Source organism: Parafrankia soli (assembly GCF_001854695.1).
Taxonomy (GTDB): Bacteria; Actinomycetota; Actinomycetes; order Frankiales; family Frankiaceae; genus Parafrankia; species Parafrankia soli.
The window spans coordinates 1-25,968 of the sequence record NZ_MAXA01000212.1 but is presented as its reverse complement, the minus strand read 5'-3'; the positions used below and the strand labels follow the sequence as shown (position 1 = coordinate 25,968).

The 25,968-nt window shown below is 70.0% G+C and carries 27 protein-coding genes and 1 pseudogene; 11 read left to right on the top strand and 17 right to left on the bottom strand.

Features of this window, described 5'->3' with window-relative positions; translation table 11 throughout:
• Positions 1–51 precede the first annotated feature (51 nt).
• The 3 genes from BBK14_RS16115 to BBK14_RS41340 are packed head-to-tail and all read right to left on the bottom strand — an operon-like array spanning position 52 to position 2,239.
• A complete protein-coding gene (locus BBK14_RS16115) occupies positions 52–744 on the bottom strand; it encodes a nucleoside/nucleotide kinase family protein (protein ID WP_071063363.1) in 693 nt (230 codons plus the stop codon).
• Entirely contained in the window at positions 741–1,352 is a 612-nt protein-coding gene (locus BBK14_RS16110) for a phosphotransferase (protein ID WP_241831555.1), read from the bottom strand. The genes BBK14_RS16115 and BBK14_RS16110 overlap by 4 nt, the downstream gene beginning before the upstream one ends.
• A 41-nt stretch (positions 1,353–1,393) precedes the next feature.
• Positions 1,394–2,239 carry a pentapeptide repeat-containing protein gene (locus BBK14_RS41340; protein ID WP_071063361.1) on the bottom strand — a complete coding sequence of 282 codons (846 nt, stop codon included), beginning with the start codon at positions 2,237–2,239 and terminating at the stop codon, positions 1,394–1,396.
• A 147-nt stretch (positions 2,240–2,386) separates the two neighbouring features.
• On the opposite strand from BBK14_RS41340, the gene BBK14_RS16100 reads away from it, so the two are divergent.
• A complete protein-coding gene (locus BBK14_RS16100; protein WP_071063358.1) occupies positions 2,387–3,091 on the top strand; it encodes an SDR family oxidoreductase in 705 nt (234 codons plus the stop codon).
• A 65-nt stretch (positions 3,092–3,156) separates the two neighbouring features.
• Here BBK14_RS16100 and BBK14_RS40185 read toward each other — a convergent pair whose 3' ends face one another.
• Positions 3,157–3,303 carry a hypothetical protein gene (locus tag BBK14_RS40185; RefSeq protein ID WP_241831535.1) on the bottom strand — a complete coding sequence of 49 codons (147 nt, stop codon included), beginning with the start codon at positions 3,301–3,303 and terminating at the stop codon, positions 3,157–3,159.
• A 24-nt stretch (positions 3,304–3,327) separates the two neighbouring features.
• Between BBK14_RS40185 and BBK14_RS16095 the strand changes: the two genes are divergently transcribed.
• Positions 3,328–3,672 (top strand): GNAT family N-acetyltransferase, encoded by a 345-nt coding sequence (locus BBK14_RS16095; protein WP_241831534.1) that lies wholly within the window; start codon positions 3,328–3,330, stop codon positions 3,670–3,672.
• A 48-nt stretch (positions 3,673–3,720) separates the two neighbouring features.
• Here BBK14_RS16095 and BBK14_RS42870 read toward each other — a convergent pair whose 3' ends face one another.
• The 4 genes and pseudogenes from BBK14_RS42870 to BBK14_RS16080 form a co-directional block, all read right to left on the bottom strand.
• Entirely contained in the window at positions 3,721–4,125 is a 405-nt protein-coding gene (locus tag BBK14_RS42870) for an aromatic-ring hydroxylase C-terminal domain-containing protein (protein WP_241831556.1), read from the bottom strand.
• 81 nt (positions 4,126–4,206) lie between these two features.
• Positions 4,207–4,665: pseudogene (locus tag BBK14_RS42865) on the bottom strand (FAD-dependent monooxygenase); the annotation flags it as partial.
• 25 nt (positions 4,666–4,690) lie between these two features.
• Positions 4,691–5,200: a site-specific integrase gene (locus BBK14_RS16085; protein WP_198541313.1), complete on the bottom strand. Its 510-nt coding sequence runs from the start codon at positions 5,198–5,200 to the stop codon at positions 4,691–4,693.
• Entirely contained in the window at positions 5,197–5,457 is a 261-nt protein-coding gene (locus BBK14_RS16080; protein ID WP_071063355.1) for an ATP-binding cassette domain-containing protein, read from the bottom strand. Before BBK14_RS16080 ends, BBK14_RS16085 begins: the two co-directional genes overlap by 4 nt.
• A gap of 133 nt (positions 5,458–5,590) precedes the next feature.
• On the opposite strand from BBK14_RS16080, the gene BBK14_RS16075 reads away from it, so the two are divergent.
• The 3 genes from BBK14_RS16075 to BBK14_RS16065 all read left to right on the top strand — a co-directional run bounded on the left by BBK14_RS16075 (position 5,591) and on the right by BBK14_RS16065 (position 8,108).
• On the top strand, positions 5,591–6,733 hold the full coding sequence (locus BBK14_RS16075) for a sensor histidine kinase (RefSeq protein WP_071063353.1): 1,143 nt from the start codon (positions 5,591–5,593) through the stop codon (positions 6,731–6,733).
• A complete protein-coding gene (locus tag BBK14_RS16070) occupies positions 6,730–7,386 on the top strand; it encodes a response regulator (protein WP_071050472.1) in 657 nt (218 codons plus the stop codon). Before BBK14_RS16075 ends, BBK14_RS16070 begins: the two co-directional genes overlap by 4 nt.
• Before the next feature lie 239 nt (positions 7,387–7,625).
• Complete coding sequence (locus tag BBK14_RS16065) at positions 7,626–8,108, top strand: DUF6326 family protein (protein WP_241831530.1); 483 nt, start codon at positions 7,626–7,628, stop codon at positions 8,106–8,108.
• 536 nt (positions 8,109–8,644) lie between these two features.
• On the opposite strand, the gene BBK14_RS16055 is transcribed toward BBK14_RS16065, so the two are convergent.
• The 3 genes from BBK14_RS16055 to BBK14_RS16045 form a co-directional block, all read right to left on the bottom strand.
• Complete coding sequence (locus tag BBK14_RS16055) at positions 8,645–11,665, bottom strand: Tn3 family transposase (RefSeq protein ID WP_071063348.1); 3,021 nt, start codon at positions 11,663–11,665, stop codon at positions 8,645–8,647.
• 80 nt (positions 11,666–11,745) lie between these two features.
• Positions 11,746–12,333 (bottom strand): site-specific integrase, encoded by a 588-nt coding sequence (locus tag BBK14_RS38955; RefSeq protein ID WP_071063346.1) that lies wholly within the window; start codon positions 12,331–12,333, stop codon positions 11,746–11,748.
• A 34-nt stretch (positions 12,334–12,367) separates the two neighbouring features.
• Entirely contained in the window at positions 12,368–12,889 is a 522-nt protein-coding gene (locus tag BBK14_RS16045) for a MarR family winged helix-turn-helix transcriptional regulator (RefSeq protein ID WP_083390997.1), read from the bottom strand.
• A gap of 62 nt (positions 12,890–12,951) precedes the next feature.
• Here BBK14_RS16045 and BBK14_RS16040 point away from each other — a divergent pair, with 62 nt between their 5' ends.
• Positions 12,952–13,626 (top strand): class I SAM-dependent methyltransferase, encoded by a 675-nt coding sequence (locus BBK14_RS16040; RefSeq protein WP_071063452.1) that lies wholly within the window; start codon positions 12,952–12,954, stop codon positions 13,624–13,626.
• A complete protein-coding gene (locus BBK14_RS16035; protein ID WP_071063344.1) occupies positions 13,623–14,039 on the top strand; it encodes a spore germination protein GerW family protein in 417 nt (138 codons plus the stop codon). The genes BBK14_RS16040 and BBK14_RS16035 overlap by 4 nt, the downstream gene beginning before the upstream one ends.
• A 175-nt stretch (positions 14,040–14,214) precedes the next feature.
• Here BBK14_RS16035 and BBK14_RS16030 read toward each other — a convergent pair whose 3' ends face one another.
• Positions 14,215–15,489 (bottom strand): MFS transporter, encoded by a 1,275-nt coding sequence (locus BBK14_RS16030; RefSeq protein ID WP_071063342.1) that lies wholly within the window; start codon positions 15,487–15,489, stop codon positions 14,215–14,217.
• Positions 15,486–16,850: an MBL fold metallo-hydrolase gene (locus BBK14_RS16025; protein WP_071063340.1), complete on the bottom strand. Its 1,365-nt coding sequence runs from the start codon at positions 16,848–16,850 to the stop codon at positions 15,486–15,488. Before BBK14_RS16025 ends, BBK14_RS16030 begins: the two co-directional genes overlap by 4 nt.
• Before the next feature lie 85 nt (positions 16,851–16,935).
• On the opposite strand from BBK14_RS16025, the gene BBK14_RS16020 reads away from it, so the two are divergent.
• On the top strand, positions 16,936–17,613 hold the full coding sequence (locus BBK14_RS16020; RefSeq protein ID WP_071063338.1) for an ArsR/SmtB family transcription factor: 678 nt from the start codon (positions 16,936–16,938) through the stop codon (positions 17,611–17,613).
• A gap of 82 nt (positions 17,614–17,695) precedes the next feature.
• Here BBK14_RS16020 and BBK14_RS16015 read toward each other — a convergent pair whose 3' ends face one another.
• Together BBK14_RS16015 and BBK14_RS35400 are read right to left on the bottom strand one after the other, a co-directional pair.
• A complete protein-coding gene (locus BBK14_RS16015; protein WP_116430089.1) occupies positions 17,696–19,087 on the bottom strand; it encodes a Tn3 family transposase in 1,392 nt (463 codons plus the stop codon).
• Between the two features lie 101 nt (positions 19,088–19,188).
• A complete protein-coding gene (locus tag BBK14_RS35400) occupies positions 19,189–19,851 on the bottom strand; it encodes a recombinase family protein (RefSeq protein WP_157904284.1) in 663 nt (220 codons plus the stop codon).
• 308 nt (positions 19,852–20,159) lie between these two features.
• On the opposite strand from BBK14_RS35400, the gene BBK14_RS16005 reads away from it, so the two are divergent.
• Together BBK14_RS16005 and BBK14_RS16000 are read left to right on the top strand one after the other, a co-directional pair.
• Positions 20,160–20,354: an HAD family hydrolase gene (locus BBK14_RS16005; protein ID WP_157904283.1), complete on the top strand. Its 195-nt coding sequence runs from the start codon at positions 20,160–20,162 to the stop codon at positions 20,352–20,354.
• 34 nt (positions 20,355–20,388) lie between these two features.
• On the top strand, positions 20,389–20,892 hold the full coding sequence (locus BBK14_RS16000; protein ID WP_071063333.1) for an HAD family hydrolase: 504 nt from the start codon (positions 20,389–20,391) through the stop codon (positions 20,890–20,892).
• Between the two features lie 450 nt (positions 20,893–21,342).
• On the opposite strand, the gene BBK14_RS15995 is transcribed toward BBK14_RS16000, so the two are convergent.
• Positions 21,343–22,419 carry a saccharopine dehydrogenase family protein gene (locus tag BBK14_RS15995; protein ID WP_071063331.1) on the bottom strand — a complete coding sequence of 359 codons (1,077 nt, stop codon included), beginning with the start codon at positions 22,417–22,419 and terminating at the stop codon, positions 21,343–21,345.
• Positions 22,420–22,589: 170 nt separating this feature from the next.
• On the opposite strand from BBK14_RS15995, the gene BBK14_RS15990 reads away from it, so the two are divergent.
• Entirely contained in the window at positions 22,590–23,534 is a 945-nt protein-coding gene (locus BBK14_RS15990) for an AraC family transcriptional regulator (protein WP_071063329.1), read from the top strand.
• Between the two features lie 194 nt (positions 23,535–23,728).
• Here BBK14_RS15990 and BBK14_RS15985 read toward each other — a convergent pair whose 3' ends face one another.
• The gene (locus BBK14_RS15985) at positions 23,729–25,522 is read right to left on the bottom strand and encodes a Tn3 family transposase (protein WP_198541312.1); all 1,794 of its coding nucleotides are present in this window, start codon (positions 25,520–25,522) and stop codon (positions 23,729–23,731) included.
• Positions 25,523–25,968 lie beyond the last annotated feature (446 nt).

Below are 25,968 nucleotides of genomic sequence, written 5' to 3'. Positions count from 1 at the left end.
GATCTGGGCCGGACGGCAGCGTGCTCACCGACGCTCGGATCAGGGGCCTCGTCACCCGGGCCAGCGCAGAACGCGGGGAGTTTCTGGACGTTCGTGGTCGATCAGCACGTCGGCGTGGTCCCGGGGCGCGGCGGAGGCCTGGTAGAGCTTTTGGCCGGGCAGGTAGCGCGCCTTGTAGCGTTCGCGGACCGCGTCGGGTGAGCCGAACAGGGCGACGTCGCGGCGCAGCGCGCGGCGCAGCGATTCGGCGGGGCTGATCTGGAGGAACACGGCGAGGTCCCAACAGCCGAGTAGTTCGTGGCGGAGGAGGAAGACGCCATCGACGATGAGCACCGCGTTGCCGGCTGCCTCGCGGGTGGGGCTGTCGAGCGGGGAGTCGCTGCGATGGTCGAACGCCGCCGTGCGATAGCGCCGGTCGCCGTCTGGGCTGAGCGGGTCGATCAGGAGACGCCGTAGAGCGGGGTAGTCGAACGCGTCGAGGAAGTAACCCTCCGGGGACAGCGACCCGCGGCGGCGGCGCACGGCCTGGGGCTGGTGGAAGCCGTCGACGCTGGCGCGGATGACGGGCCGGCCCCGGTCAGCGAGCGTGCCGGCGAGCTCGTCCGCCAGGGTCGTCTTGCCGGCGGCGTCCGGGCCGTCGATCGCAACACGTAGCACCCGGTCCGGGCATGTGCCTGCCAGCAGGCCGATGAGCGCGTCCACGACGTGGTCACGGGACGGTACCGAAACAGGATCGGTGATCATGTGATGTGACGGTAGCGAGGAAGTTCCTGGTCATCGACTGTGCTCGCCCGGGGCGTAGTGGGTCCAGGTTTCGCCGGCGTCGGCGCGGTGCCGGTGGGTGGCGGCCGGGATGGATCGGTGATGGCCTCGTCGATGGTGTGCCGGGCGATGTGGGCGAGTGTGGGGTTGCTGTCCTGGTAGTAGGGCAGGGCGATGAGTCCGAAGGACAGCGCCCAGCCACGGCCCCGTGCCCAGGTCGCGTCATCGGCTCCGATCGTGCTCCGGAACGCCTCGCGGCTTTCGGTGGACAGCAGCGTCCAGGCGGCCATTACGTCGCAGGCCGGATCTCCCACGCCCAGGCCGCCGAAGTCGATGACGGCATGCAGCCGGCCGCCCCGGGTGAGCAGATTCCCGGGGAGAAGGTCGCCGTGGATCCATACCGGCGTTCCCTGCCAGCGGGGCGCGTGCACGGCCGTGTCCCACGCCGCGGTCGCCGCTGCGGTGTCGAGGGTGGCCCGCAGGGAGTGGATGGCGGCCCGGGTGGCCGCGTCCCGCCGGGCGAGCGGGGCGCCACGGAAGAAGTTGTGCGTCCCGGGAGGTGGTCCCCCCGTGGGGTCGACCTGTTGCAGGGCTGCGAACCAGGTGTGGTCGACGGTGACGTGGAGACGAATCAGACCGCATCCGCTACCGGAGGAGGCTTGGTGTGCCAGTGGCGGGGCCGGCTCAGCGTTGCGGGGATGGTGGTGTCGAGGTTGCCGTGCGCGGAGTCGAGCTGTGTCTGGGTCAGGAAGAGGGTGTCGGCGAGGCGTGTGCCGCGCAGGTTCGCGGCGCGTAGGTCGGCGCCGGTCACATCGGCTGTGGTCAGGTCTGCGTTGCGCAGGTCGGCGCCGATGAGTCGTGCTCCGCGCAGGTTGGCCCCGTTCAGGTCGGTGCGTCGCAGGTTGGCGCCGGTGAGGTCAGCGCCGCGGTACTGCGGCCGGCGCCGGCCCGCCCGTGCGCGTGCCAGGTCGCTTGCCTGTTGCAGGAGCAGGTTGACGTCATGGCGGTGGCGGGTGATGTCCAGTGCGGTGAGTTGCTCTGGGGTGGCGTGGGTGAGCCGTCGGGTCTGGTCGCGGGCGGCGGCCAGTTCGGGGTGTATCGGCTGGGCCGGCCCGAGGTCGAGTGCGGCGGTCAGGTACCAGAGCAGTTCGTGCAGTTGGCGCATGACGGGGAAGACCGCGAACATCTGTCGGGCGAGGCGGGGGGTGTGCCGCCAGTCCTGTCCGTCGAAGGTGACCTGGCTGACGTGTTGTCCCGCACCGAGGCAGTCGAAGACGGCGCATCCGGTGAAGCCGCGGTCGCGTAGCTGGCCGTGGACGCCGCAGCGGTTGTCCTTCTGCAGGTTGGGGCAGGGCTGCCCGGCCTTCTTGTCGATGGCGAAGTCCGCGGAGGCGGCGAAGGCCGGTGCCACGCAGCACAGGCCGAAGCAGTTCCCGCAGTCGCCGCGCAGCGGATCGGGTAGGGCCACGGCGACCATGATGAACCGTCCGTTGCCGCGGGCGGCGGGCGCGTTACCGGCGGGGAGATCTCCCGAGCCGACGGTGCCGGCCTGCGTCAGGCGCAGTGTCGGGGGCGCGGCGAGGGCTCCTGCATGCGGGAAACCTAGCGGGCACGATGTGTCGGCATGACCGCACCCGTTCTCCTGATCACCGGCGCCTCTTCCGGCATTGGCGCTGCGACCGCACGCCTGGCCGCGGGTATGGGCTGGTCGCTCGTGCTGGCCGCCCGGTCCCGCTCCGCGTTGCGCGCTCTCGCCGCGGACCTCGGCGGCCCAGCCAAGGCCGTGGTGGCGCCCTGTGACGTGCAGGACTGGGCTCAGGTCGCCGCCCTCCCCGCCTGCGCCGAGGATGCGTTCGGCCGGCTCGACGCGGTGTTCGCCAACGCCGGGGTGTTCACTCCCACCTCGTTCCTGCACGCCACCGGCTCCCCGGAGCAGTGGCGCGAGATGGTGCTGACGAACGTCTACGGCACCGCTCTCGTCGCCCGCGCCACCCTGCCCACTCTCGCCCGCTCCCGTGGGCACCTGGTCCTCACCGGATCGGTGGCTGGCCGTGTCGCCGTCCCCGGCCAGCTGTACTCGGCGACGAAGTGGGCTGTGACCRCCCTCGCCCAGTCGATCCGCGCCGAGGCCACCCACACCGGTGTCCGCGTCACCCTCGTTCAGCCTGGCCTGGTCGACACCGGCGAAAGATCACCCGACCGTGTCACCGACCCGGCGCTCGATGTGGAGGACGTCGCCCGCGCTGTCCTGTTCGCCCTCGACCAACCCGACGCTGTCGACATCAGCGAGATCGTCATCCGTCCGACCGGCCAGCACCCTCACCGCTGAGGACGGCACGCGATGTTGGCGGGGTACGGCGGTTCGCGCTGTTGATCCGTGTTGGTCAGCGGACGTCACGGTGGGATGATCGTGATGTGCAGGTCCGTCAGGCTGGTGTTGCCGATGCCGAGGGGATCGCGCGGGTGCATGTGCTGTCCTCGCAGGCCGGGTATCGGGGGTTGTTGCCGCAGCCGCTGCTCGACGGGTTGCGGCCGGCTCACCGGGTGTCCCGGTGGACCGCGACGGTGCGGCAGACGAGTTGGCCGGGGCGTGGTGTCCTGGTCGCGGACGATGCGGGTGCCATTGTCGGTTTCGTGGACCTGCGTCCCGCTGAGGACGACGACCCGGACGCGGTCGGGGTCGGGGAGATCACCGGGTTCTATGTTCTACCGGCGGCCTGGCGGCAGGGGGTGGGGCGTCACCTGATGGCCGCGGCGGTCCGCGGGTTGCACGCGGCCGGTTACATGTCCGCGATGTTGTGGGTGCTGGAGGCGAACACCCGCGCGGTCCGTTTCTACTCGCAGCTGGGTTGGGAGCCGGACGGCTCCTCCAGGGACAGGCTTGTGCGGTATCGGCGGAACCTCGGCTGACCTCGGGTCAGGCGCTGTAGTGGCGCCGGCCGGCCACCGGGGGCGCGTTCAGGTGGTGGCGGCGCCGAACCAGGCGGGTAGGTGGCTGAGCAGATCCTGCTGGTTTTCGCCGACCCAGGCGATGTGTCCGTCTGGGCGTAGGAGCGCGGCGGGGACGTCCAGTTCCTCGCTGACGTCGACGACGTGGTCGACCCGGTCCGCCCAGCCGGTGACGGAGAGTTGGCCGGTCTGGTCGAGGAGCAGTCCGCGGCCGCGGTGCATCAGCGCGTAGAGGCGGTCGTGTTTCAGTGCGATGTCGCGCATCCGCCGGCCGAGCAGGTGATGGCCCTCGCCAAGGTCGTAGCGGATCCCGATCGCGATGATCTTTTCGGTGAGGTGCCGGTTGACGTCGTCGAAGTCCATCAGTTCGGTCAGGAGTCGGCGCACTGCCTGGGGGCCGGGTTCGAGGGACATCAGTTCCATCTGCGCGCGGGTGTTGTTCAGGACGTCGGCGGCTACCGGGTGCCGTTCGGTGTGGTAGCTGTCCAGCAGGCCCGCTGGTGCCCAGCCGGTGATCTCGGCGGCGAGTTTCCAGCCGAGGTTGAACGCGTCCTGGACGCCGAGGTTGAGTCCCTGCCCGCCGGCCGGCGGGTGGATGTGTGCCGCGTCGCCGGCGAGCAGGACCCGGCTGGTCCGGTAGCGTTCGGCCTGCCGGGTGGCGTCACCGAAGCGGAGAGCCAGCGTGGTGAGTGCGCGCCGAAGTCGGTGCCGGCGAGCTTGCGCATCTGCTGCTTGAGCTCGTCCAGGGTGGGTGGGGTGCGGTCCTCGGTGACCCCTTCGGCGGGTGCGACGAGGCGGTACACCCCGTTCTCCAGTGGCACGGCGCCGAACCGTTTGTGGGTTTTGCGGACCTCGGTCACCACGGCGTTCACCGTTTCCGCCGGCGCGGTCAGCTCCACCTCGCCGAGCAGCGTCTCGTGTCTGGTGGGCTCGCCGGGGAAGGCGGGGTGCCATTAACCGCGGTGTCACCAGCCCCAAATCAGGACGGTCCTGGTGCTCTTCGCCGCGTGGCGGGGTCGAGGTGGGCGACGTGCGAGGCAACGGCGTCCACGCCGGGGCGGGCGTAGCGCTCCAGGGATCGGGCGGTGGAGTGTCGGGAGCGGGCGAGCAGCATGGGGGTCGAGGTTCCGGATTCGGCGTCGTGGGTCAGCGCGGCGTGCCGGAGTTGGTGGAGCGTGAACCCGCGTGCCTGGCCGTTGGGGCTGGTGATGGCGCGGGTTTGGTACTCGAACAGTTCGGCGGCTCGTCGGTACGACAGTCGGGCGCGGCCGGTGGTTGGGCAGGTGTCGAGCGTTGGGGTGCGCGACGGGGCCTTGCGGTCGGTCAGGAACAGCGGTCCGCGGGTGCGACCGGCGATGAGGCGCGGGAGTAGTTGGGCGGTGCCGGACTGCCAGTGGATCCATTCGGTCGCGCCGCCTTTGGCGATGGTGCGGGCGCGTTTGTTCGGGGTCCCGGTAGGAACGGAACGAAAAACCGGTGTTGCTGTCAAAATTTTTGACGGCCCGAGGTCGAGTCCGCCAAGGTGGCGAGGCCCGGGTTTGGCAGGTCGGCGTACCGGGCGCCGAGGACCTCCACGTGGCCGGAGGTGGCCGGGCTCAGGCCGACCACGATCCGCATGGTTGTCGACTTGCCGGCCCCGTTGGGGCCGAGGAAGCCAGTCACGCGGCCCGGTCGGGCGGTGAACGAGACGTCGTTGACGGCGGTCACGCCGCGATAGCTCTTGGCCAGGTGGTCAACAGTGATCATGACCGGAAGCCTCGCCGCGACCGGCCTTCCGGCACATCGGCGTCGAGGCCGGACCCGCCTCTGCCATTGGGGGGAGCGGCGTCTCGTTCTTTCGGTGGGTCTCCGACGCCTGGGCTGTCTCTAGGCTGGGTGTGTGTTCACTACCGGCCTGCGCTCGCTCTGGGACGAGCCCCGCGCCGCGGACACGCCCGAACGGGTGTGGCTCGACCGGGTGCTGGTCGGCGTGGTGATGGTGGCGGCGTTGCTCGAAGGAACCCTCCGAGAGGACGTCACCTGGCGGCCGGTCGTGACGATCGTGACGGTCGGACTTGCGCCGGTGCTGCTATGGCGGCGTACTCACCCGTTGGTCTGCGTCGTGGTGGGCTTCGGCACCGGGATGGCGTTAGGACTGGCGAGCTGGCTGGGCGGGACCCCAGGCGTGGGCCTAAACACGATGATCTACATCCTGGTGCTCGTCTATTCGCTGGTCCGCTGGGGCTCAGGGCGTCAGATCGTGATTGGGCTGCTGGTGGTTGCGGTCGCCGCGGTGTTCAGCTTTGCGACCGACTACACCGGGCCAGCCGAGCTCTTCGGCGGGTTGGCGGTCCTGGCGGCGGCGGCAGCGGGCGGAGCGGCGTTCCGCTACCGCGCCGAGAGTCGGCGCCGGGCGCTCGACCAGGTCCGCAGCCAGGAGCGCGTCGGCCTCGCGCGCGAGCTGCACGACTCGGTCGCCCACCACGTCTCGGCGATCACTCTGCAAGCGCAGGCTGGCATGACGATGGCCGCGAAGCGACCTGAAGCGGCGCTCGAGGCGCTTGCGATCATCGAGGGGGAAGCGTCGCGGACGCTGGCGGAGATGCGAGCGATGGTCCGGGTGCTGCGTGACGGAGCGCCGGCGGAGTACGGTCCCCAGCCCGGCGTCGCCGACCTGGTGTTCCTCGCCCGCCGCGAACCGGACCCCGTCGTCGACGTGGAGTTGGYGGGTGATCTGGCCGGACTTCGGCCCCAGGTCGACGCCGCCGTGTACCGGATGGCGCAGGAGGCGCTGACCAACGCGCTGCGGCACGCCCGAAACGCCTCGCGTGTGGAGATCAGGGTCGTCGAGGGCGCAGGAAGGCTGCGGCTCCGCGTGACCGACGACGGCCAGATCGACCCGGCGCGGCCAGCGACCCACGGTTTCGGGCTGCTGGGGATGACCGAGCGCGTGCAGCTGCTCGGCGGCACGCTACGCGCTGGGCCGACGCCCGAGGGCGGGTGGGCGGTCGACGCCGAGCTGCCGATGGAGTTGCCCCTATGACGACGCGCGTGCTGGTGGCAGACGACCAGGATCTGGTGCGCACCGGCCTGTCGATGATCCTTGACGCCCAGCCCGACATCGAGGTCGTCGGCCAAGCCGCCGACGGCAAGGCCGCCGTCGAGCTGGCGCATCGGCTCCGCCCCGACGTGTGCCTGGTCGACATTCGGATGCCCGGGCTGGACGGCATCGAGGTGACCGAGCTCCTCGCAGGGCGGGGCGTCGCGGACCCCATCGCGGTTGTGGTGATCACGACGTTCGACCTGGACGAGTACGTCCACGGCGCGCTTCGGGCCGGAGCCCGAGGATTTCTCCTCAAGGATGCCGGGCCAGAGTTGCTGGTGCAGGCTGTCCATGCCGCCGCCGTCGGCGATGCCCTGATCGCGCCGAACATCACCCGCAGGCTGCTAGCGACCCTTGCCGCGGGGGCCTCATCGAAACGCCGTACCCAACCGATCGAGCCGCTCACCCAACGCGAGGAGGAGGTGCTGAAACTGGTCGCTGTCGGCCGCACGAACGCGGAGATCGCCGCCGAGCTGTTCATCAGCTTGACGACCGCCAAGACCCACGTCGCGAGCCTGCTGACCAAGATCGGCGCCCGGAACAGGGTCGAGATCGCGATGTGGGCCTACGACACCGGCCGGGTGGGGCACTGAACCGAACCTGACGTACATGCACGACGACTGGTCCCGGCCGGGGGCGACCGAGGCCCACAACGAGCGCAGCGCCTTCGTCACCTTCTGTCCAGTGTAGGGACAGCGCGGCAGCGGCGGATCAGCCGAAAGCACGAGAGAGACCATCTCATCGGCCAGGCGAACTCCGGCCTCCGGGCCGGTGTGCCCGCCGCCGGGCTCAGCGATCGTGGACGTACCGATCCTCACCAACGACGGAGCCCATGATGAGAACGCGTCAACCCACCACCACACTGGAAGACCAGCCGATCCCGGTGAGAGCCAAGCTCGCCGCGGCGTGGACCAGCTTCATGTTCCTGTACGCCTACGTGGACATTCTCAACTTCTTCACGCCCGGCGTCATCGAAGACATCCTCGACGGCAGGGTCTTCGAGTTCGACCTCTCCCAGACCTTTTCGACCACGGCGCTGACCCTAGTGGCCATCCCGATCCTCATGGTCGTGCTGTCGATGACGCTGCCCGCCCGGGCGACCCGCATCACGAACCTCATCGTGGCCTCGCTCTACGTTCCCGTCACGGCATTCAACGCGGTGGGCGAGTCCTGGCTGTACTTCTACGGCCTTGGCATCGTACTGGAACTGATCCTACTCGCCCTCATCGTGCGGTACGCCTGGACCTGGCCCCGCACCGCACCGTCGGCGACCAGCCCGGACCGTGAAACCGTTCGCGCCCAGCAGCAAGCGTGAACCCAAGAACGGTCCCCGTCCTGTTCGGAGCCATCTGCCTCGGCGCCGCGGTGTGGGCCTCTCGTGGCGGTGGGACACCAACTACCACCACTGGGACGTCGCGTAGCCTCACCTTGGCGAGGCCCAGCATATGGCCTGCGAGACCGAGGTATTAGGAACCTGCAACAGATGGGTCTCGGGGTCCGGGAGGAACAGGAAAGGGCCCGGCCGGGCCGACCAGCACTGGACCCTGGCCCGGGTGACCACCATGTTCGCTACACCCTGCGCGGCACGTCCAATCTGCCGCATCGCCCGGGCTACAGCCCGTAGACCCGAGTCGCTGAACGCGACGAGGGGCGACGGCGTGCATGCGGTGCCGAGGCAGCCTTGGTCGTTCTCGTCCTCGCCGTGGACGGCGATCTTCACATCGAGGAAGAGCGCGTGCMTGCCGACCGGTTGTCTGCCGCCTGGCACTGGCGGGTGTTTCCAGCCGACGGCGACCAGGCCGGTGCGGTCGACACCCATGGCTCGGCCCCAGCCAGTGCCGCTCTGACCAGTCAGAACAGGGTGTCGCGGACGCGTAGCGGTCGGTACCCGGTTGGCCCGAGCTGCGCGAGCTCGCCCTCGATGTCCACCTCGATCGCGCCGAAGAAGTTGATGTTTTCGCTGTGCGCGGGGGAGATGTGCGCGAGCACCTCGTCGTCTATGCGCCGGCCGGCCCCGCGCATCGAGTCGACCGCGAGCCCGTAGTACTCGGTTGTCCACGTCACCACGGCGTTGGTGGCCAGGGTCAGGCACCATGCCTGCTCGGTCTGCTGCTCGAGGTGACGGGCACGCACCGTGCCCTCATGCGCATAAAGCAGGTCCCGCTTCAGCGCGTGCAGCGACTCACCCTTGTTGAGCTGGCGGGAGATCTTGCGCCGGTACGCCGGGTCGGACAGGTACCGAGCGGCGTAGATCGTGCGCCGCAACGCCCCATACTCCTTGAGCGCTGCCGCGAGCGCGTTCTGCCGGCCGGACGCCGAGAGCTTGCTGACCAGCAGCGACGCAGTGGCGTGCCCGAACTTCAGCGACCCGGCCAGGCGCAGCAGGTCATCCCAATGCCCGGCGACCAGGTCGAGGTTGCAGCGGCGGGTCAGCAGGGGCCCCGCGAGCGGGTACGCCGCGCTCACCTCGGTCTTCGGTCCGGTCCGACAGAGGGTGATCTTCCCCAGGTCCCGGATGCGGGGTGAGAGCTGCAACCCCAGCAGGTCGAACAGGCCGAAGTTGACCAACGTGACCCCGTGGGTGTCGGTCGCGTGCTCGACGATCGGGATGTCGGTGRCATTGCCGAGGATCTCGTCCAGCACGTAGTGCGCCTCGCGCTTGGTCGCGACGATGACCTTCGTGCCGTAGGTGGTGTGCTGATCGGTCACGTGTGTGTATGTCGACAGGCCCTCGTGGGCGAAGTACCTGCTCAATGCCCTGGCGGTGACGGACTTGCCGCGGGTGGGGAACCGCTGCCCGTCGCTGGAGGACAGCGTGCCCGTACCGAAGATCGGGGTCAGTGGCAGCTTCTGGTGGTAGCCGATGAGGGCCAGGTTCGCTGCGCGCAGCGTCTCCTCCCGGACGTACCACTCGGCGGTCCAGGCCAGGACGTCGTAGGAGATGCCGCAGGCGTCCGCCATGCGGGTCAGYCCGAGGTTGGTGGCATGCGCGATCAGTACCGCGATCAGGTTCCGCTTCAGCTCCGCAGTGCGGGTCTGCTTGCCGCCCGCGTGGGTGAAGCAGTCCAGGAACCCGGTGCGCTTGTCCATCTCGATCAGCAGCGACACGATCGGCGCGAACGGCAGCATCTCGGTCAGCTCGGCCTTGAGCGCCACCGCCTCGGCCGGGATGTCCTCCGCGGACAGCGGGGAGATCACCAGGTCGCCGTCGGCGTCCAGGCGGACCGGTCCGTCGCCTGCGGCGAGTGTCTGCTCCAGTTCGCCCAGCGCCGTGTGCAGCTCGTCCTCGACCTCCGCGAGCCCCCTGGCGGCGTCGGCGGGTTTGCCGGCCAGCCGGCAGAACTCGACCCGGTGATCGGCCCACTTCTCGGGGGTGAGCAGGTAGGCGGCAGGGTCGGAGTAGCGGCGCGAGCCGGGCACGAACACGTCCCCGGTGCGCAGCCCGTCGCGTAACGCCAGCAACGTGCACAGTTCCCAGTAGTGGCGGTATGCGGTGACGTTGTCCGTCTTTGCCGCGGTGTCCAGGTAGCCGCGCCAGCGGGCCGGGACGAAGCTGGTCGGGGCGTCCTGCGGGACCTTGCGGGCGCCGGTGGTGTTCAGCTCCCGCAGGATGTCCACCGCTGTGAGCAGGTCGGTCGCGGCGGTGCCGCCGGCGAAAGTCACCGCGTCCAACACCTGCGGGGTGAACTGCCGCAGGTACCCGTAAGAGCCGTCCAGCGCCGCGAGATGCCCATGGTCGCGCGGCAGCGGTGGCAGCGCGGCGGCCTGCGCGGCTCGCAGCCGCTCCCACCTGACCTTCTCCCCGCGGATCAGGCCGCCGACGTCCTCGTCCGGGATCGCAGGGTCGGCGACGATCGCCAGGACCGCGTCCAGGAGCGCCTGGCGTTCCTCGCCGGCCTTGCCGCGCTCGGCCAACTCGTCACGCATCCGGTGCGCAGCCTTGCTTTCCCGCGCCGAGACGGCCTGGTCGAACAACTGCACGACCTCGTCCAGCACGTCGGTCGCCGACTGCGCCACCAAGGTCAGCAGAATTGGGTACCGACGCTGCGGCTCGCGGCGCTGTAACGCCTGGGCCGTCAGCCGGCGGCCCACCGCGGCCAGGAACCTGCGCCGCTCGGCCGGCAGCACCGACAAGTCGAGGGTGTGCGCATCCATCCCGCGCAGGAACATCAGCTTCGCGATCTCGGCCTTCACCGCCGCAGGCGAGGCCTCCACAGGCCCCGTGCCCAACCACCGAAGCCAGGTCATCCCGATCGCCGGGTCAGTCACCAGCAGCCTGTCCAGCCCAGCACAGCGCTCGTCGGTGAACTCGTGCGCCAGCCGGTCGAACGTCTCCTGCCCCGCGACCTCCCGGGCGTGCGCGACCCGTTTCACCACCGTCACCGGCCCCGGCCGGATCACCTTCGCCGAGATCAGGTACTCACAGGCCAGCCGGAACAGCAACGTCGGCGAATCGTGCTCCATAGCCCGCGCCAACAGAAACTCGTCCAGCTCCTTCAGCTCCAGCGCCGTCGGCACCCGCCACCCCAGATACCGCGCCGCCAGCCGCAGATGATCCGTGCGCGTCTTGGCCCGCCGCCCGTACGAACCGATCACGTCCGGGTCGACGCCCAACCGCTCAGCCAGCCGCACCACCGCCGCCCGCGGCGCCGACGCCACCTCGTCCGGCACAAACCCCAGCCACGGCAACGTGCACAAGGCAACCGCAAGCCCCAGCCGGTCCGCTGGACCCCGACCCCGACCCCGACCGGGATCGAGGAACGCCAGATCCGCGGGGGTCAACGTGAAGAACCGGAACAGCTCCTCCCGGCCGATCTCCGGGAACCGGCGCAGCCCCTCCAGCTCCTCGTCCGCGAGCACCGGAGCGACCACCCAGCATCCTCCCGCCAGAACCCGAAGATCCCCTGGCCGGGAGCCTACTCACCCCATATCCGCCCGATATTTCCCGAGTACTACGGCGACCCCGGGAGGTCGAGGTCCTCGATGTTCAGGCACAGGACCTCTTCGGCGCGTGCAGCGGATTCGTACAGCAGCCGCCACAGTGTCTTTTCGCGCAGCGGCGCCTCCAGCTGGAACAGCCGCTCGACCTGCTGGCGGGGCAGGGCGCGGGTGCGGTCGTACGGCGCGGGTCTGCGCTCCAGGCCTAATGTCGGATCGCTGTCGATCCAGCCTTGTCCGCGCCACCATGCCACCGCGGCGCGTACGACGGCGAGTTCGCGGTTGACGGTGTCCGCGTCGACCTCGGACACCCGCGCCGCGTACGCGGCCGCCAAGCGCTCGGGCAGGGCGGGATCGTCGAGGTCGGCCAGGTCGAGTGCCGGCGGGCGCGCGCCGCGCCGGGCCCGCCCGGGGGGGGGCGGGTGTTGTCCGGCGAGCGGCCAGCACCATGTGGTGAGGGAGACCCGGTACACGCGCGCCGAACTCGCTGCAATGCCCGCGCTGGTGAGGTAGCGGTCGACCGCTGCGGCGTACGTCGCGGGCACCGGGGCGAGCGGGACCGCGCCGGTGTCTTGGGGTATCGCACCGAGGTGACGGTCCATCCCGAGCTCCCATCTGCCGCAGTAAATCCGGGATTTACTGCGGCTGTTGCGTCGGGTGCGGCCGGCCGGTGTCAGCGGGTCTGCTCGTCGCATCCGGTACAGGAGCGGTGCGCAGACGCGCGGTGACGGTGACGACGGTGGCGGTGAAGCCGTTCAGGTGTGCGGCAGGGATGCCGGCGAACAGCGCGGCGGCCATGTCGTCGCGTCCTGCCCGCAGCCTGGTGACGGCGGTGCGGCCGTGGTCGGTGAGGTGGACCAGGGTGGCGCGGCGGTCGGTGGGGTGCGGGGCGCGGTGGATGTAGCCGTCGGCTTGGAGGGCGTCGAGCAGGCCGGTGACGTTGCGGGGGGTGACGTCGAGCGCGTCGGCGAGGGCGCGCTGGGTCATGGGTCCGTCGTGCAGCAGCACCCATAGCAGCCTGGCGCGGGCGAGGGTGAGGCCGTGGGCTTCGATGCCGTGCTCCATCAGCGTTCCGAGGACTTCGGCCAGTTCGAACAGCCGGTTCAGGGACGCGCTGGCGTTCGTCGGCTCCGCCTCGATATCGTGAAGTGACTTCACTATGTATTACCTCCTTGATGAGGATAGCGGTCGAACGGCCGCGGGGAAGCGTGGTGGCGGCGATGCCAAGGATTGAGAGAGCGGTGCGCAGGCCGGTGTTCGCGCGGTTCTATGCGCGGGTGGCCGGCCCTGGGCTGGACCGGGCGGGGGCGGGCGAGCACCGCAGGCGCCTGCTGGAGGGGTTGACGGGGCAGGTGCTGGAGGTCGGTGCGGGGCACGGGCCGAACTTTCAGTACTACCCGTCGGATGTAGCGCGGGTGGTGGCGGTCGAACCGGAGCCGAAGCTGCGGATGCTGGCGGTCGAGGCGGCCGTCACGGCGGCGGTCCCGGTCGAGGTGGTCGACGGTTTGGCTGGGCGCCTCCCCTTCGAGGACGGGGCGTTCGACGYGGTGGTGTTCTGCATGACGCTGTGCTCGGTCCGCGCTCCTGACGCGGCGCTGGGGGAGGCGTTCCGGGTACTGCGCCCGGGCGGGCAGTTGCGGTTCTTCGAGCATGTGCGGGCAGACAGCGCGCGGATGCGCCGGGTGCAGAAGGCCGTAGACGCGACGGTGTGGCCGCTGCTGTGCGGGGGCTGCCACACCGGCCGCGTCACCGAGGCCGCGATCCGCGGCGCGGGGTTCGACGTCACCGCGCTGGACCGCTTCGCGTTCCCGGCCACGCGCGTCCCGTTGCCTGCGGCCGCTCACATTCTCGGTACCGCCGTGCGCCCACACGCGGAAGACGGGGAAGTGCGATGACCGCCTCCGACAGACACGGCGAACGGCACGCCCCGGTGCGGGATTCGGCCGACGCGGCGGCGGCGCTGCTGGAGCGGGTGGTGGACCGGATCGGTGCACGCGCGTCGGTGACGGCGGTGTTCGGGGAGCCGGTCGTGCGCGAGAAGGTCACCGTGGTTCCGGTGGCGCGGATCGCGTTCGGTTTCGGTGGCGGGGCCGGGCGCGGCCTGCACGCGAGTCATGCCGGGCAGGGCGGCGGTGGGGGTGGTGGGGCGGACACCCGCCCGCAGGGCTTCATCGAGATCACCGCTGCTGGCGCGGTGTTCAAACCGGTCCGCGACCCGTGGACTGACGTCGTCCTGCCCCTGGCCGGCCTCGCGGTGCTCGCCGCGCCCGGCATTGCCCGCGCCTGGTCCAGGCGGCACCCTCGCTGAGCTCCGGATCCGACCGTGGATCTAACGGCCCCGGGCCGCACCACCGTCGCCCTCGTCCACTCGGACTTGGAGTAGGCACGGCGAGGGCTGGGAGCAGGCACGCGACGCGCTGGCCGCTGACCGGGCTGACCGGTGGCAGGGGTGGGCCGCCGCAGCGGGGGGCAGTCCACCGGAGTCATGTGTGCGGGTGTGTCTCGTACATGCGGACCGCGACGACGAGTCCGGCGGCGGCGGTGAGCGCGGAGACGGTCCAGATTGCGGCCTGGACGCTGAACAGGTCGGCGACGGCTCCGGCGAGCAGCGCGCCGACGGCGAATCCGCCGTCGCGCCACAGTCGGTAGACGCCGACCGCGCGGGCGCGCCAGGCGGGGTGGGCGACGTCGCCGATCACCGCGAGCAGTGTCGGGTAGACCAGCGCGGTGCCCGCGCCGAGCAGGACTTGGGCGACGGCCCACACGCTGACCGACGTTCCGGCGGCGACCAGGGCGATAGCGGCGGCCTGGAGGAGCATGCCTGCGGTGATGAGGTGTTTGCGGCCGATGTGGTCGGACCACCATCCTGTCAGCATCTGGCCGGCGCCCCAGACTGCCGGGTACACCGCCGCAAGCACGGCGATCTCGGTGACGGTGAGGCCGTGGGCGGCGAACAGCAGCGGGAAGACACCCCAGGCCAGGGCGTCGTTGAGGTTGTTGACCATGCCCGCCCAGCTCGCCGACGACAGCGCCTTGTCGGTCAGGCTGGTGCGCCGGGCGATCTGCCCGGTGGTCAGATCGCCGTGGTGCTCGGGGTTGGCGGGGGCGGGGTGGCGTGCTGCTTCGGCACGGGCGTGGCCGCGGGTCTCACGCACGACCAGGACCGAGAGCCCCAGGCCGAGGGCGGCGTACGCGGCGCCGAGGAGGAACGGTTCGGGTCGCAGGCCGGCGTGGGCGGCGATCGCGCCGGTGGCCATCGCGGTCGCGGCGAGGGCGACGTATCCGGCCGCTTCGTTGAAGCCCATGGCCAGGCCGCGCCGGGATGGGCCGACCAGGTCGATCTTCATGATGACGGTGGTGGACCAGGTCAGGCCCTGGTTGACCCCGAGCAGCACGTTGGCGAACACGATCGCGCCCCACGACGGGCCCCACGCGAGCAGGGCGGGGACGGGCAGGGCGATCAGCCATCCGGCGGTCAGGACGGGTTTGCGGCCGTAGCGGTCGGACCAGGTCCCGGCGAAGAAGTTCGTGACGGCCTTGGTCGCCCCGAACGCGAGGATGTAGGTGAGCATGAATGTGTTGCCGGCGAGGCCGAACTCGTCGCGGGCGAGCAGCGGGAGCACGGTGCGTTCTTGGCCGAGCATGCCGCCGACGAGCGCGTTGACGGTGACGAGCAGCGCGAACTGCGGGAGGTTCTCGCGCAGCCCGAGCCGCATGGTGGGCTCTGCGGGCACCGCGTCGGTGGTGGGGGTGCTCATGCGCCTTCCTTCAGCGCCCGGCCGGTGACGCGGGTCCAGTCGTCCGGCCCGCCGGCGAGCACCGCGAGCCCGGTGCGTCCGGCGCGGGCCAGCATGCTGGCGGCGGTCATCGCCCGTTCGCCGTGGCCGCACATCACCACCGCCCCGTCCGGCGCGGCATCCGCCACCCCTTGCAGGGAGCCGAGTTCGGTGTGCAGCGCGCCGGGCAGGTGCCCGGCGGTGAACTCCGCGTCCTGCCGCACATCCAGCACCGGCCGGTCGCAGATGGCCGCGGCGGTGAGGAACCCGAGGGTGATCTGCGGGCCGCCGTCGGCGCGCCAGGCGTCCATAGCGCCCGCCAGGTGCCCAGCGATCCGCTCGTATCCGATCTTCGCGGCCTGCCAGGCGACGTCGGCCAGATCCTGGCCCGGATCGGCGACGAACACCAGCGGCGCGTCGTCGGGGACCAGCCAGCCCAGCCAGGTCGCGAACTGCTCGCGCAGCGGGTTCGACAGCGCGCCGGGGATGTGGCCTGAAGCGAAGTCCACTGCCGGCCGTACGTCCACGACCTGCGCGCCTGCCTCGACGAGCCGCCGCACGTCGAGGGGGCTCAGCGCAGGCACGGACAGGGTGGCGTCCAGGAGCGTGGGGCCACGGCGGTTGATCTCGGCGAGGCGGTCGAAGTACGCCGGGTACGAGCCGAGCGAACCGAGCAGCGTGGCGACGAAAGCGTCCTCGTCGGCGGCCGCGAGCAGGTTGTTCGTCTGCTTCTGCGCACCGACGGTGCTGGTCCGTTCCGCGCCGGGAGGTGCCGAGCAGAACGACCCGGCCCCGTGGGTGGGCCACAGCGCCGTCTCCTGTGGCAGCTGCGCTATCCGGCGCACCGACCGGTACTGCGCGCGGGCCAGTGCCTCCGCGCGGTCCGCGCCCAGCAGGTCGGTGCGGGCGGCCGAGCCGACGATGAGCGATCCGCCGGAGAACACCCCGAGCTCGCGTGTCCCGTCGAGGAGCAGGAAGGACAGGTGTTCGTCGGTGTGTCCCGGGGTGGCCAGCGCGCGCAGGGTTAGTCCGCCCAGGTCCACCTCGTCGCCGTCACCGAGGCCGGTGTGCGCGAACGCCCGCTGTCCGGCGGCAGAGGCGAGCACAGTCGCGCCGTCGTCGGCGGACAGCTGCAGTGCGCCGGACAGGAAGTCCGCGTGCAGGTGCGTGTCGGCTGCGTACGCCACGCTCAGGCCGCGGCGCGCGGCCGCGGCACGCAGGGTGCGCAGGTCGCGGGAGGCGTCCACCGCCAGCGCGCGGCCGTCGCCCAGATCGACCAGGTAGGCGCTGTTACCCAGCCCCGCGTCGACCAGCGGTATCAGGTGATCGTCGGTGAAACCCACAGCGTCCTCCAGACACCAGCAGGGTGAGGTCACGGACCCCCCGACCCACTATTACAATATTCCATGGATATTTGGAGGATGCTTCATGGGAGACCCGCAGCACAAGGCCGAGCGCAAGAGCGCGCTCTACGACGCCCTCGCCCGCACCGGCAAAGCCCTCTCCAACGGCAAGCGCCTGGAGCTGCTCGACGTGCTCGCCCAGGGCGAACGCAGCGTCGACGCCCTCGCCCAGGCCGCCGGACTCGGCCTGACCACCGCATCCGCGCACCTGCAGACCCTCAAACAGGCCGGACTGGTCACTACCCGCCGCGACGGCGTGCGGATCCACTACCGCCTCGCCGGCGACGACGTCGCCGCGCTCTACGGGCTGCTCCTGAACGTCGCACACACCCACCAGCCCGACGCCGACCACGCCCGCACCGCCTACCTCGGCCCCGACGACACCGACGAGGTCACCCGCGACGAACTCCTCGACCGCGTCAAAGCCGGAACCGCCACCGTCATCGATGTCCGCCCCGCCGAGGAGTACACCGCCGGCCACATCCCCGGCGCGCTCAGCCTCCCCCTCGACCAGCTCGCAGCACGCCTGGCCGAACTCCCCGAGAACGCCAACGTCGTCGCCTACTGCCGCGGCACCAACTGCGTCCTCGCCCACGACGCCGTCCGCCTCCTCACCGCCCACGGCCGCCGCGCCGCGCGCCTGATCGACGGCATGCTCGAATGGCGCCTCGACCACCGCCCCGTCGCCACCGGCACCGCATGACCCACACCCACCCTGGTCCCGGCGCTGCCGACCCGGCCGACACCCGGCCCGGCACGCTCTGGCACCGCAACCGGTAGCGATCTCAGCTGAGGGTGGCGGCGATCCGCAGCCGTGAGGCCAAGTCCAGTTTGACCTCGCCATACGGACGCACATGACCCCAGAACAGCGGGGTCAGCCCGCGCCGGTCCGCAGGGGCGAGCAGCCCGGACCATGCGGGTTCAGCGAGGACGTCCTGGAGCATGAGCGTGTTGACGTACACCAACGAGGCCTGAAGGATCCGCAGGCACAGCGCCGCCATCTCCGCTTCCTCGCGGCGGTTCGTGGAGATCTCCCCGCCCTTGCCGTAGTAGATCACCGCGTTGGCSGCGTTCCACGACTCGACGACGTTCAACCCCTCCTCGATCTCCCGCTGCAGGTCACGATCCCGCAGGTAGCGGGCGACGAAAACGGTGCGCTGGGCGCGGCCGATCTCCAGCATCGCCTGGTAGGCCGGGTGCGAGGCGGCCCGGGTGAAGCGGGACAGGATCGCCTCGGTGGAGGCCGTGCCGGTGCGGATCGCGGTGGCGTACTTGATGACCTGGTCGTAGTTGGCGTCGATCACGTCCCAGCGGATCGGCCGGGTCAGGGCGGCGTGGAGGTTCGGGTAGGCGCCCGGTTCGCCAGCGTTCGGCCGGTACAGGCGGACCCGGTTGATCTGCTTGATCCGCGGCAGCAGGTCGACGTTCAGTAACCGGGTGACGCCGAACCCGATCTCCGACTGGCCGTGGCTGTCCACATAATTGCCTTCGACGCGCATCGTGGTGCCGTGGCGGATCGCGCCTTCGACCATCGCCGCGACCTCCGAGGCCGAGGCCCGCAGTGTCTGGGAGTGCACCACCACCGAGCCCCGTTCGACGTGCCAGTACACCAGGATCCCCCGGCCGCCGTAGCGCGAGTGCCACTCGGTGAACAGGTTCTGGTCCCAGGAACGGAAGTGCGTGGAGTCCGAGGCCACCGCGGTCGACCCCGCACCCCACAACCCGACATCGCGGGCGGCGAAGGTGGCGTTGGCGATCTCCACGGCGATCTGCCGAGCCGCCTGCGCGGTCAGGTAGCGGCGCCGGACGTAGCGGATCTCCTCTTCGGTGTGGCCGTGCGCGCCGCCGGCCACCGACCGGATACCGGCGTTGGTGCCGTAGGCGTAGATCGCAAGCATCAGCCGTTCAGCCAGCACCTCGGGCGCCAGGTGCCCGCTGCCCGCAACGGAGGTGACCGCCTTCAGACAGCCGGTCCGCAGCACGGCCTCCTTGAGCATGTCGATCAGCGGCACCGCGTTCCATCGGCGGCCCACCTCGTTCTTGACCCTGCGCAGGTTGCGGGGCTCCTCGGACGCCGCCGGCGCGGTGAACCTGATCGCCCCGGCCTTACGTTCCTTGATCTCCACCCAGTCCAGCTCCGGCAGGGCCTCATCAAGGTCGGCCAGGGCCTCGGCCATCTCCTCACGCAGGGACGTGGGGTGTCGGTAAGACTCGTGTCACCAGGTACACGGGATTGAGTTCACCCGGTTCGCTGCCTGACCGCCCTCGCCCCCTTCGATCATTCTGACCGAGGGGGCGGGACCGGCTGGTTGGGTAGCAGCTCGGCGAGCGCGGTCCGCACGGCGGCCCGGCTCACCCCGTGCGTGCGCGCGAGGGCCGCGATCGAGGTGCCCTGGTCCCGGAACTCCGAGCGCACCTTCTCGAGCCGGGCGCCGGTCAGTGCGGGCGGCCGGCCGCGGTAGCGGCCTTCGGCCTCGGCCGCGGCGATCCCCTCGGCGGTCAGCTCGTTTTGCAGGTCGCGCTGGAACTGCCCGACCGCGATGATCACGTTGATGATCAGTGCCGTCGTCGCGTCATTGGCGGCCAGGTCGTGGAAGTTCGACAGCGGCCCCGACAGGACCCGTAGCACGACGCCGCGGGCCTGGCACCAGTCGCGTACGGCGTGGATGTCGACCAGGTCGCGGCAGAGCCGGAACAGCTCCGACACCGTGAGGGTGTCGCCGGGGTGCGCGGCGGCGGCGATCCGGGCGAACGCGGGCCGTTCCAGCGCGGGGATCTTGGAGGTGGTTGCCGGGTCCTCGAACAGCAGCACGCCCGTCGCCGGGTGGAACCCCTCGGCGACGCCCCCGGTCCGTACCAGCAGGCCGGCCTCGGTGAGGATGTGCCGCTGCCGCAGCAGCGACTGGGGCGCGGTGGACGAGCGGGAGTAGACGATCCGCACCGGGTGCTCCTCGGGAAGGACGGACCCCCGTTCTAGCTGTCGGGAAATCCTGTCGTCAATCCGCGCCCGGAATCAGCCGCGCGGCGTGGTGTTTCGTCCACTGCTGTCCGGTTTTTCGGCTGCCGGGGGCCGGGTTGGCGGCCTGTCGGGAAACCATCTAATCCCGACACCCTCTCGACGCGGGCGCTGTGACTGAGCACTTCAGGTGGCGGATTGAGCACTTCAGGTGGCGTGGTCCACCAGACCGGGCGCCAAGGTGCYGCGACTCCTCTGGCGTCAGGGACAAGCGCCACGAGATGATCATCTCTATGGCGGATGTGGTTTTCTTCGATCTGGACGGCACCCTGGTCGATCATCGAAGCGCGGTCTTGGAAGCGATCGGTCAGATCGTCCAGGCCGCGCCGAACGCGGCGGCTCCACCGGAGGAGCTGGTGACGCTGTGGTGGACGCTGGAGGGGCGCCACATGCGGGAATTACCTGGCCGGTCAGTGCTCCTTCGCTGAGCACCACCGACGCAGGCTCCGTTCCTTCCTGCCGATGCTCGGCGAGCCGGTTCCGGAAAGTCCCGGCCTTCTGGACGCCTGGATCGCCGACCGCTACCTCACCGTGTTCGAGGAGTCCTGGCGGTGCTATCCCGATGTCCAGCTCTGCCTGGAGACCCTGAAACGGCTCCCCCGAGGACCGCGTCTGGCCGTTCTCACCAACGGGGACCCCGAGCAGCAGCGCGCCAAGCTCGCCCGCTTCGGCCTCCTGGAATACTTCGAAGCCGTCTTGACCCCGACCGAGCTCGGTGTGGCCAAGCCCGTCGCCTACGCCATCGCCTGCCGGTGGATGCGGACGGACCCCGCGCAGGCGGTCAACGTGGGCGACATGCTGGAAAGCGACGTGAACGCGGCCGCCCTCGCCGGGCTCACCGGCATCTGGCTGGACCGCGGCGTCGACTTCATCACCGGTGGACCATCGCCGACGGCAGACGAGACGGTACTCCGCATCGAACGCCTCACCGACCTCCCCGACCACCTATCACGCACGAACGCCTGACCGGCTCTGAGTCGGCTCCCCGTAGCTGTAGAAGTTCCAGGCCGTCGCGCTGGTTCTGTCCGTCACTTGTGACCGCGTTTCTCCGTGTGAACCGACCGCACGCCGTTTCGCAGGAGGCTTGTGTTCGCGAGAGCTGAACGCACTCGGTCGCCCGGCTCCCGTAGCGAGTTCTGATCGGGCTACGTAGCGGTATCTCGATCTCGCTCGATCGCCGCCATCCTGCCATCGAAGCAAGGAACTGCCTCAATGCCGTTGAGACAGTTCCTTATCACTGGTCGCGGATCCGAAGTGCGGGTGCCGGACGTGGACGGCATCCGGCCTCACAGGGGTCGGAATCTCGGACGTTGGGTGAAATCCGCYGGCCGCAGTGACGTGCTGGTGCGGGTTGGCTGATCAAGGGGGTGGTCGGTGTGGAGCGCACGACCGTGGACGGCCGTGCGCACCTGGGTGTCATTGTTGTGGGGTTGGGGTGTTGGAGACGGTGATGGTCCAGCTGATTCCGTGTGGGGCGAGGAAGGTGAGGAAGCTGGTCGGGTCGTATGCCTGTGCCGGAGCGAGCACGCCTGGTTTGGCGCAGTCGGTGACCAGTCGGCGGGCGRCTTCGACGGCGATCACGGCGGTGATGCCGTAGGTGTCGTGGCCCCGTACGATCCCGCGGGCTGATTGGCCGTCGCGGCTGACGGCGTCGATGAGGTAGGTGAACCGTTGGGTGCGGCGGTCCTCTTCGGTGGGTCCTTCGGGCAGGCTGTCGATGATCTGTGGAGTGAGCGGGGTGCCCAGTTGGGCGCCGACCGTGGCGTCGACGAGGCTCTCGACGTGCCGGACCTCTATGTGGCGGGGGATGGTGACCACCTCTGACAAGGGGCATTTCACCACGTCGGTCGGTTGCGGGGCGTCGGGCAGGGTGACCGTGGCGTGCCGGGCGGGGGTGCCGGTACGCCAGTCGCCGTCGTCGTAGCTGAGGCCGCCCGCCTTGATCGCGTCGATCGTCTCGACGGCCGAGCGGAGCGAGCCGCGGGAGAACCCGCCCCCGCCGACGATGAAGTGGCTGACGGTGATCTCHTCGATCGGTTGGACGCGCTCGGCGAGCAGGTGCGCGATGAGGTCCGCGGGGACGCAGCCGTCGTTCGTGGCGGGGACGACGGTGACCCCGGCGCGCTCCGCCTCGCCGGCGAAGGTGTCGAAGACCGCTTTGGTGTAGAGCTGCTCGCCGGCGGTGTCGACGTAGTGGCAGCCGGCGGCGATGGCCGCTCGGACCACGGCGGGGCCGGAGCTGGTGAACGGTCCGGCGCAGTTGATGACCGCGTCACATCCGCGGAAGGCTGCCGCGAGGCGGTCGTGGTCGTCGGTGTCGGCTACCCGCTGCCCGGCGTCGACTGTTCCCACAGCCGTTCCCACAGCCGTCGCGGCCTCGCGCAGGCGTGCGGCGTTGCGGCCGACGAGCAGCATGTCGATGTCACGGTGGGCCAGTTCCGCGAGGACGAGCTTTCCCTGGTAGCCGCTTGCGCCGTAGACGGCGATCTTCACGTGGATCTCCTGGTTCGAGCAATGAGTGTTGATGAGTGATGTCGTGCGAGCCGGCTGACCAGCTCGCCCGTGACTCACCGTATGGCGGCATGGCGAGACGCCCAATACGTGAGTGTCTCCGTCCCATGCGCGACCGTCTTCGCATCGGATCGGGGATATACGCTGGCTGAATGGACGTGCTCTCCGATGCGGTCACCGCCATGCGCACCGGCGAACCGCACTCCGGCCGGGTACGGCGGCCGGCGCCGTTCGGCATGCGGAACCCGCCGGTCGCGGGGGCTGGCTTCCACATCGTCTTGCAGGGATCGTGCTGGCTGTTCCCACCAGACGGCGCACCGATCGCCCTCGGCGTGGGGGATGTGGCATTTCTGCCCCACGGGGCCGCCCACGGCCTCGCCGACAGCCTGTCGACCCCGCTGGTGGACGCCGCCGCGTCACTGGCCGAGATTCCACCCGGCCAAGACGACGACGGGGTACCAGCTGACCAGCACCCGGACGGTTCGGCCGCTGCGACGGTCATGCTCTGCGGCGCGTACCTGCTGGACCGGTCCCGGGCACATCCGCTGCTCGGCGACCTGCCGGAGGTCATCCATCTCCCGGCCCGGGTCGGACACCACCCGGAGCTCCGGGCCGCCGTTGACCTGCTCGGCGGTGAACTGGAGCAGCCACGGCCGGGTGGCGACGCCATGCTGCCCGCCCTGCTGGACGTGCTGCTGCTGCACATCCTGCGCGCCTGGTTCGACGAACAACCCGCCCACGGTGTCGCTACCGGCTGGGCAGCAGCGCTGCGCGATCCCGCCGTCGCCGCTGGGCTTCGGGCCATCCACAGCGACCCTGGCCGGCCATGGACCGTCGGGGAACTGGCTTCCCAGGCCGGGCTGTCCCGCGCGGCCTTCGCCCGACGGTTCGCCGCGTTGGTCGGTCAGCCGCCGCAGGCGTACCTGACCTGGTGGCGGATGACACTCGCAGCCCGGCTACTGCGCGACGGTGACGCACCGTTGGCCACAGTGGCCAGGAAGGTGGGCTACACCTCAGAGTTCGCCTTCGCCCACGCGTTCAAACGGGAACACGGGTCGGCTCCCGGCGGATTCCGGAGATCCGCCCGGCAAACGTAGTCTGAGCCGCCGACAGGCGACCCACTTCGCCGAGGCTCCGGACGCACAGTCATCTCCCGGCTCCCAAGTGCGGGCTCGGCCTCCGACACCGATGCGAGACCCGCTCGCCTCTTCCACCGGGCGCGGTCACTTCTCACCGACATTGATCATGCAACTGATCGGCAAGTGCGGTCAAAATTCGAGAACATCCGCGGTCAGTTCTCGCAGACAAAACCACCGTCGCACTCAGCTACTTTGCCCCTCGCCGTAGCTTCGGGATATCCGGGCCGTMACGCTGTGGGGAGGTCGGTGAGGTCCAGGCGCCGGTCGGTGCGGAGCTGGATCTCGCCGTAGGGGGTCATGTTGGTGTGGAACAGCGGGGTGAGGCCGCGCCGGTCGGCGTCGGTGAGGACGTCGTCCCATTCGGGCAGGGCGAGGGTGTCCTGGATCATGAGGGTGTTGATGAGGCCGAGGGCGGACTGGAGGATGTGCAGGCACAGCATCCCGAGCTCCTGCTCCTCCCGCCGGTTGGAGGCCAACTCGCCGCGCTTGCCGAACTTGATGTAGTCGTTCACGCCGTTGTAGTTCTCCACCACGTTCAGCCCGGACTCGGTCTCCCGCTGAAGATCCCGGTCGCGGAGCCAGCGGGCCAGGAAGATGGTGCGCTGCGCGCGCCCGACTTCCAGCATCGCGGCGTAGGCCGGGTGGGTCGTCTCCGAGGTGAACCGGCGCAGCAGGGCCTCGGTGGAGGCGGTGCGCAGCCGGATGGCGGTGGCGTACTTCATCATCAGGTCGTAGTTGTTGGCGATGATGTCCCACCGGATCGGCCGGGTCAGCGCCGGTGCGAGCAGCGGGTAGGAGTAGTCCTCGCCCCGCCCCGGCAGGTAGAGCTTCATCTTGTTGATCTGCTTGAACCGGGCGATCAGGTCGAAGTCCAGGAGCCGGGTGATGCCGAACCCGACGAAGCTGGCGCCATGGGAGTCGACGAAGTTCTGCTCGATCTCCATCTCGGTGCCGTGCCGCATCGCGCCCTCGACCATCGCGTGGACCTCTGAGGCCGAACACGAGATGAGCTGGGAGTGCACGGCCATGGACCCGCCGGTCTCCACCGTCCAGTAGATGAGGACGCCGCGCTTGGCGCGCCGGTAGCGCGAGTGCCACTCGGTGAAGATGTTCTGGTCGAACGCCGAGAAGTGGGTGGAGTCCGAGGCAACCGCGGTCGTGCCCTCACCCCACAGGGCGGCCTGGCGGACTGTGAAGGTGGCGTTGGCGATGAGGCGGGCGGCCTCGCGGCAGCCCTCGACGGTCAGGTAGCGGCGGCGGGCGTAGCGCAGATCGTCCTCGGTGTGCCGGTGGTCGCCGGCGGCGACCGCGCGGATCCCGGTGCCGGTGCCGTAGGCGTAGATGAGCAGCAGCAGCCGCTCGAACAGCACCGCCGCCTCCAGGTGGTTCTGGGCCCCGGCCGGGGTGAACACACTCAGGCAGCCGGTGCGCAGCGCGGTCTCGGTGAGCATGTCCATCAGCGGCACGACGCCCCACCGGTCCCGGATCGCCGCCTTCAGGCGGCGCAGGTTCCGCGGCTCGGGGACGGCGTCCAGCGGGGTCAACTGGATCGCCCCGGCGTTGCGGCGCTCGGCGATCTTCAGCCAGGCCAGGCCCTTGCCCGCCAGGCCGCTGTTCAGCGCCGACAGCTCGGCGTCCATCTCGGCGCGCAGCTGGTCGATGAACACCTGCGAGTCCAGCGGCTTGCGGAGCTTGGCGTAGTTCTCGGCCCGGTTCGCCTCGAAGTCCTTCGGCAGGTCGTCGTCGGGGTTGCGCCACCGGTCGGCTCCGACCACCCAGATCTCCTTGCACCGCAGCTTCTCGCGCAGCGCCTGGAACACGCCGCACTCGTACACGCCGCACTCGTACACGCCGCACTCGTACACGCTGCGCAGGATCCGCTGCCGCTTCCTGCTGTCGGCCCGGTACAGCAGGTCCACCAACTCAGCCGGGACGATCCCCTCCACAGGCACGTRCTCGCCCAGCGCGTAGCACTTGATCCTGTGAAAGCGCCGGGATAAACCGGCATGGAGGAGGAGATGGAAGAGCTCTGCGTCGAAGGGCTAGCGACCCACGGCGACCCCGAGTCATGCGTCGACGTCCCGCGAGGGCGTGGCGAAGCGTTGACAGGGGCACGTRCAGGCCGGGCTATGGAGCCGCGAAATGAAGCATCCGGGGTGCCCACGCTGTACAAGAGGCGGAAGGCCACACTACTGGCGGCGCTATCGCGAGTCGTCGGTGGACCCTGCGCGGTCAAAGAACCAGGGCATGTACGGAACCTCCATGCGCGAGAACCGGGAGATCCCACGCTCGCCCGCCCGGCCGATCACCGGGTGGGCCGTTCAGGGAACATAAGGTGGTACGCCTGAGATGCACGAGCGTGGGAAGTCGGATCGTCTTGTAGTACCTGCGA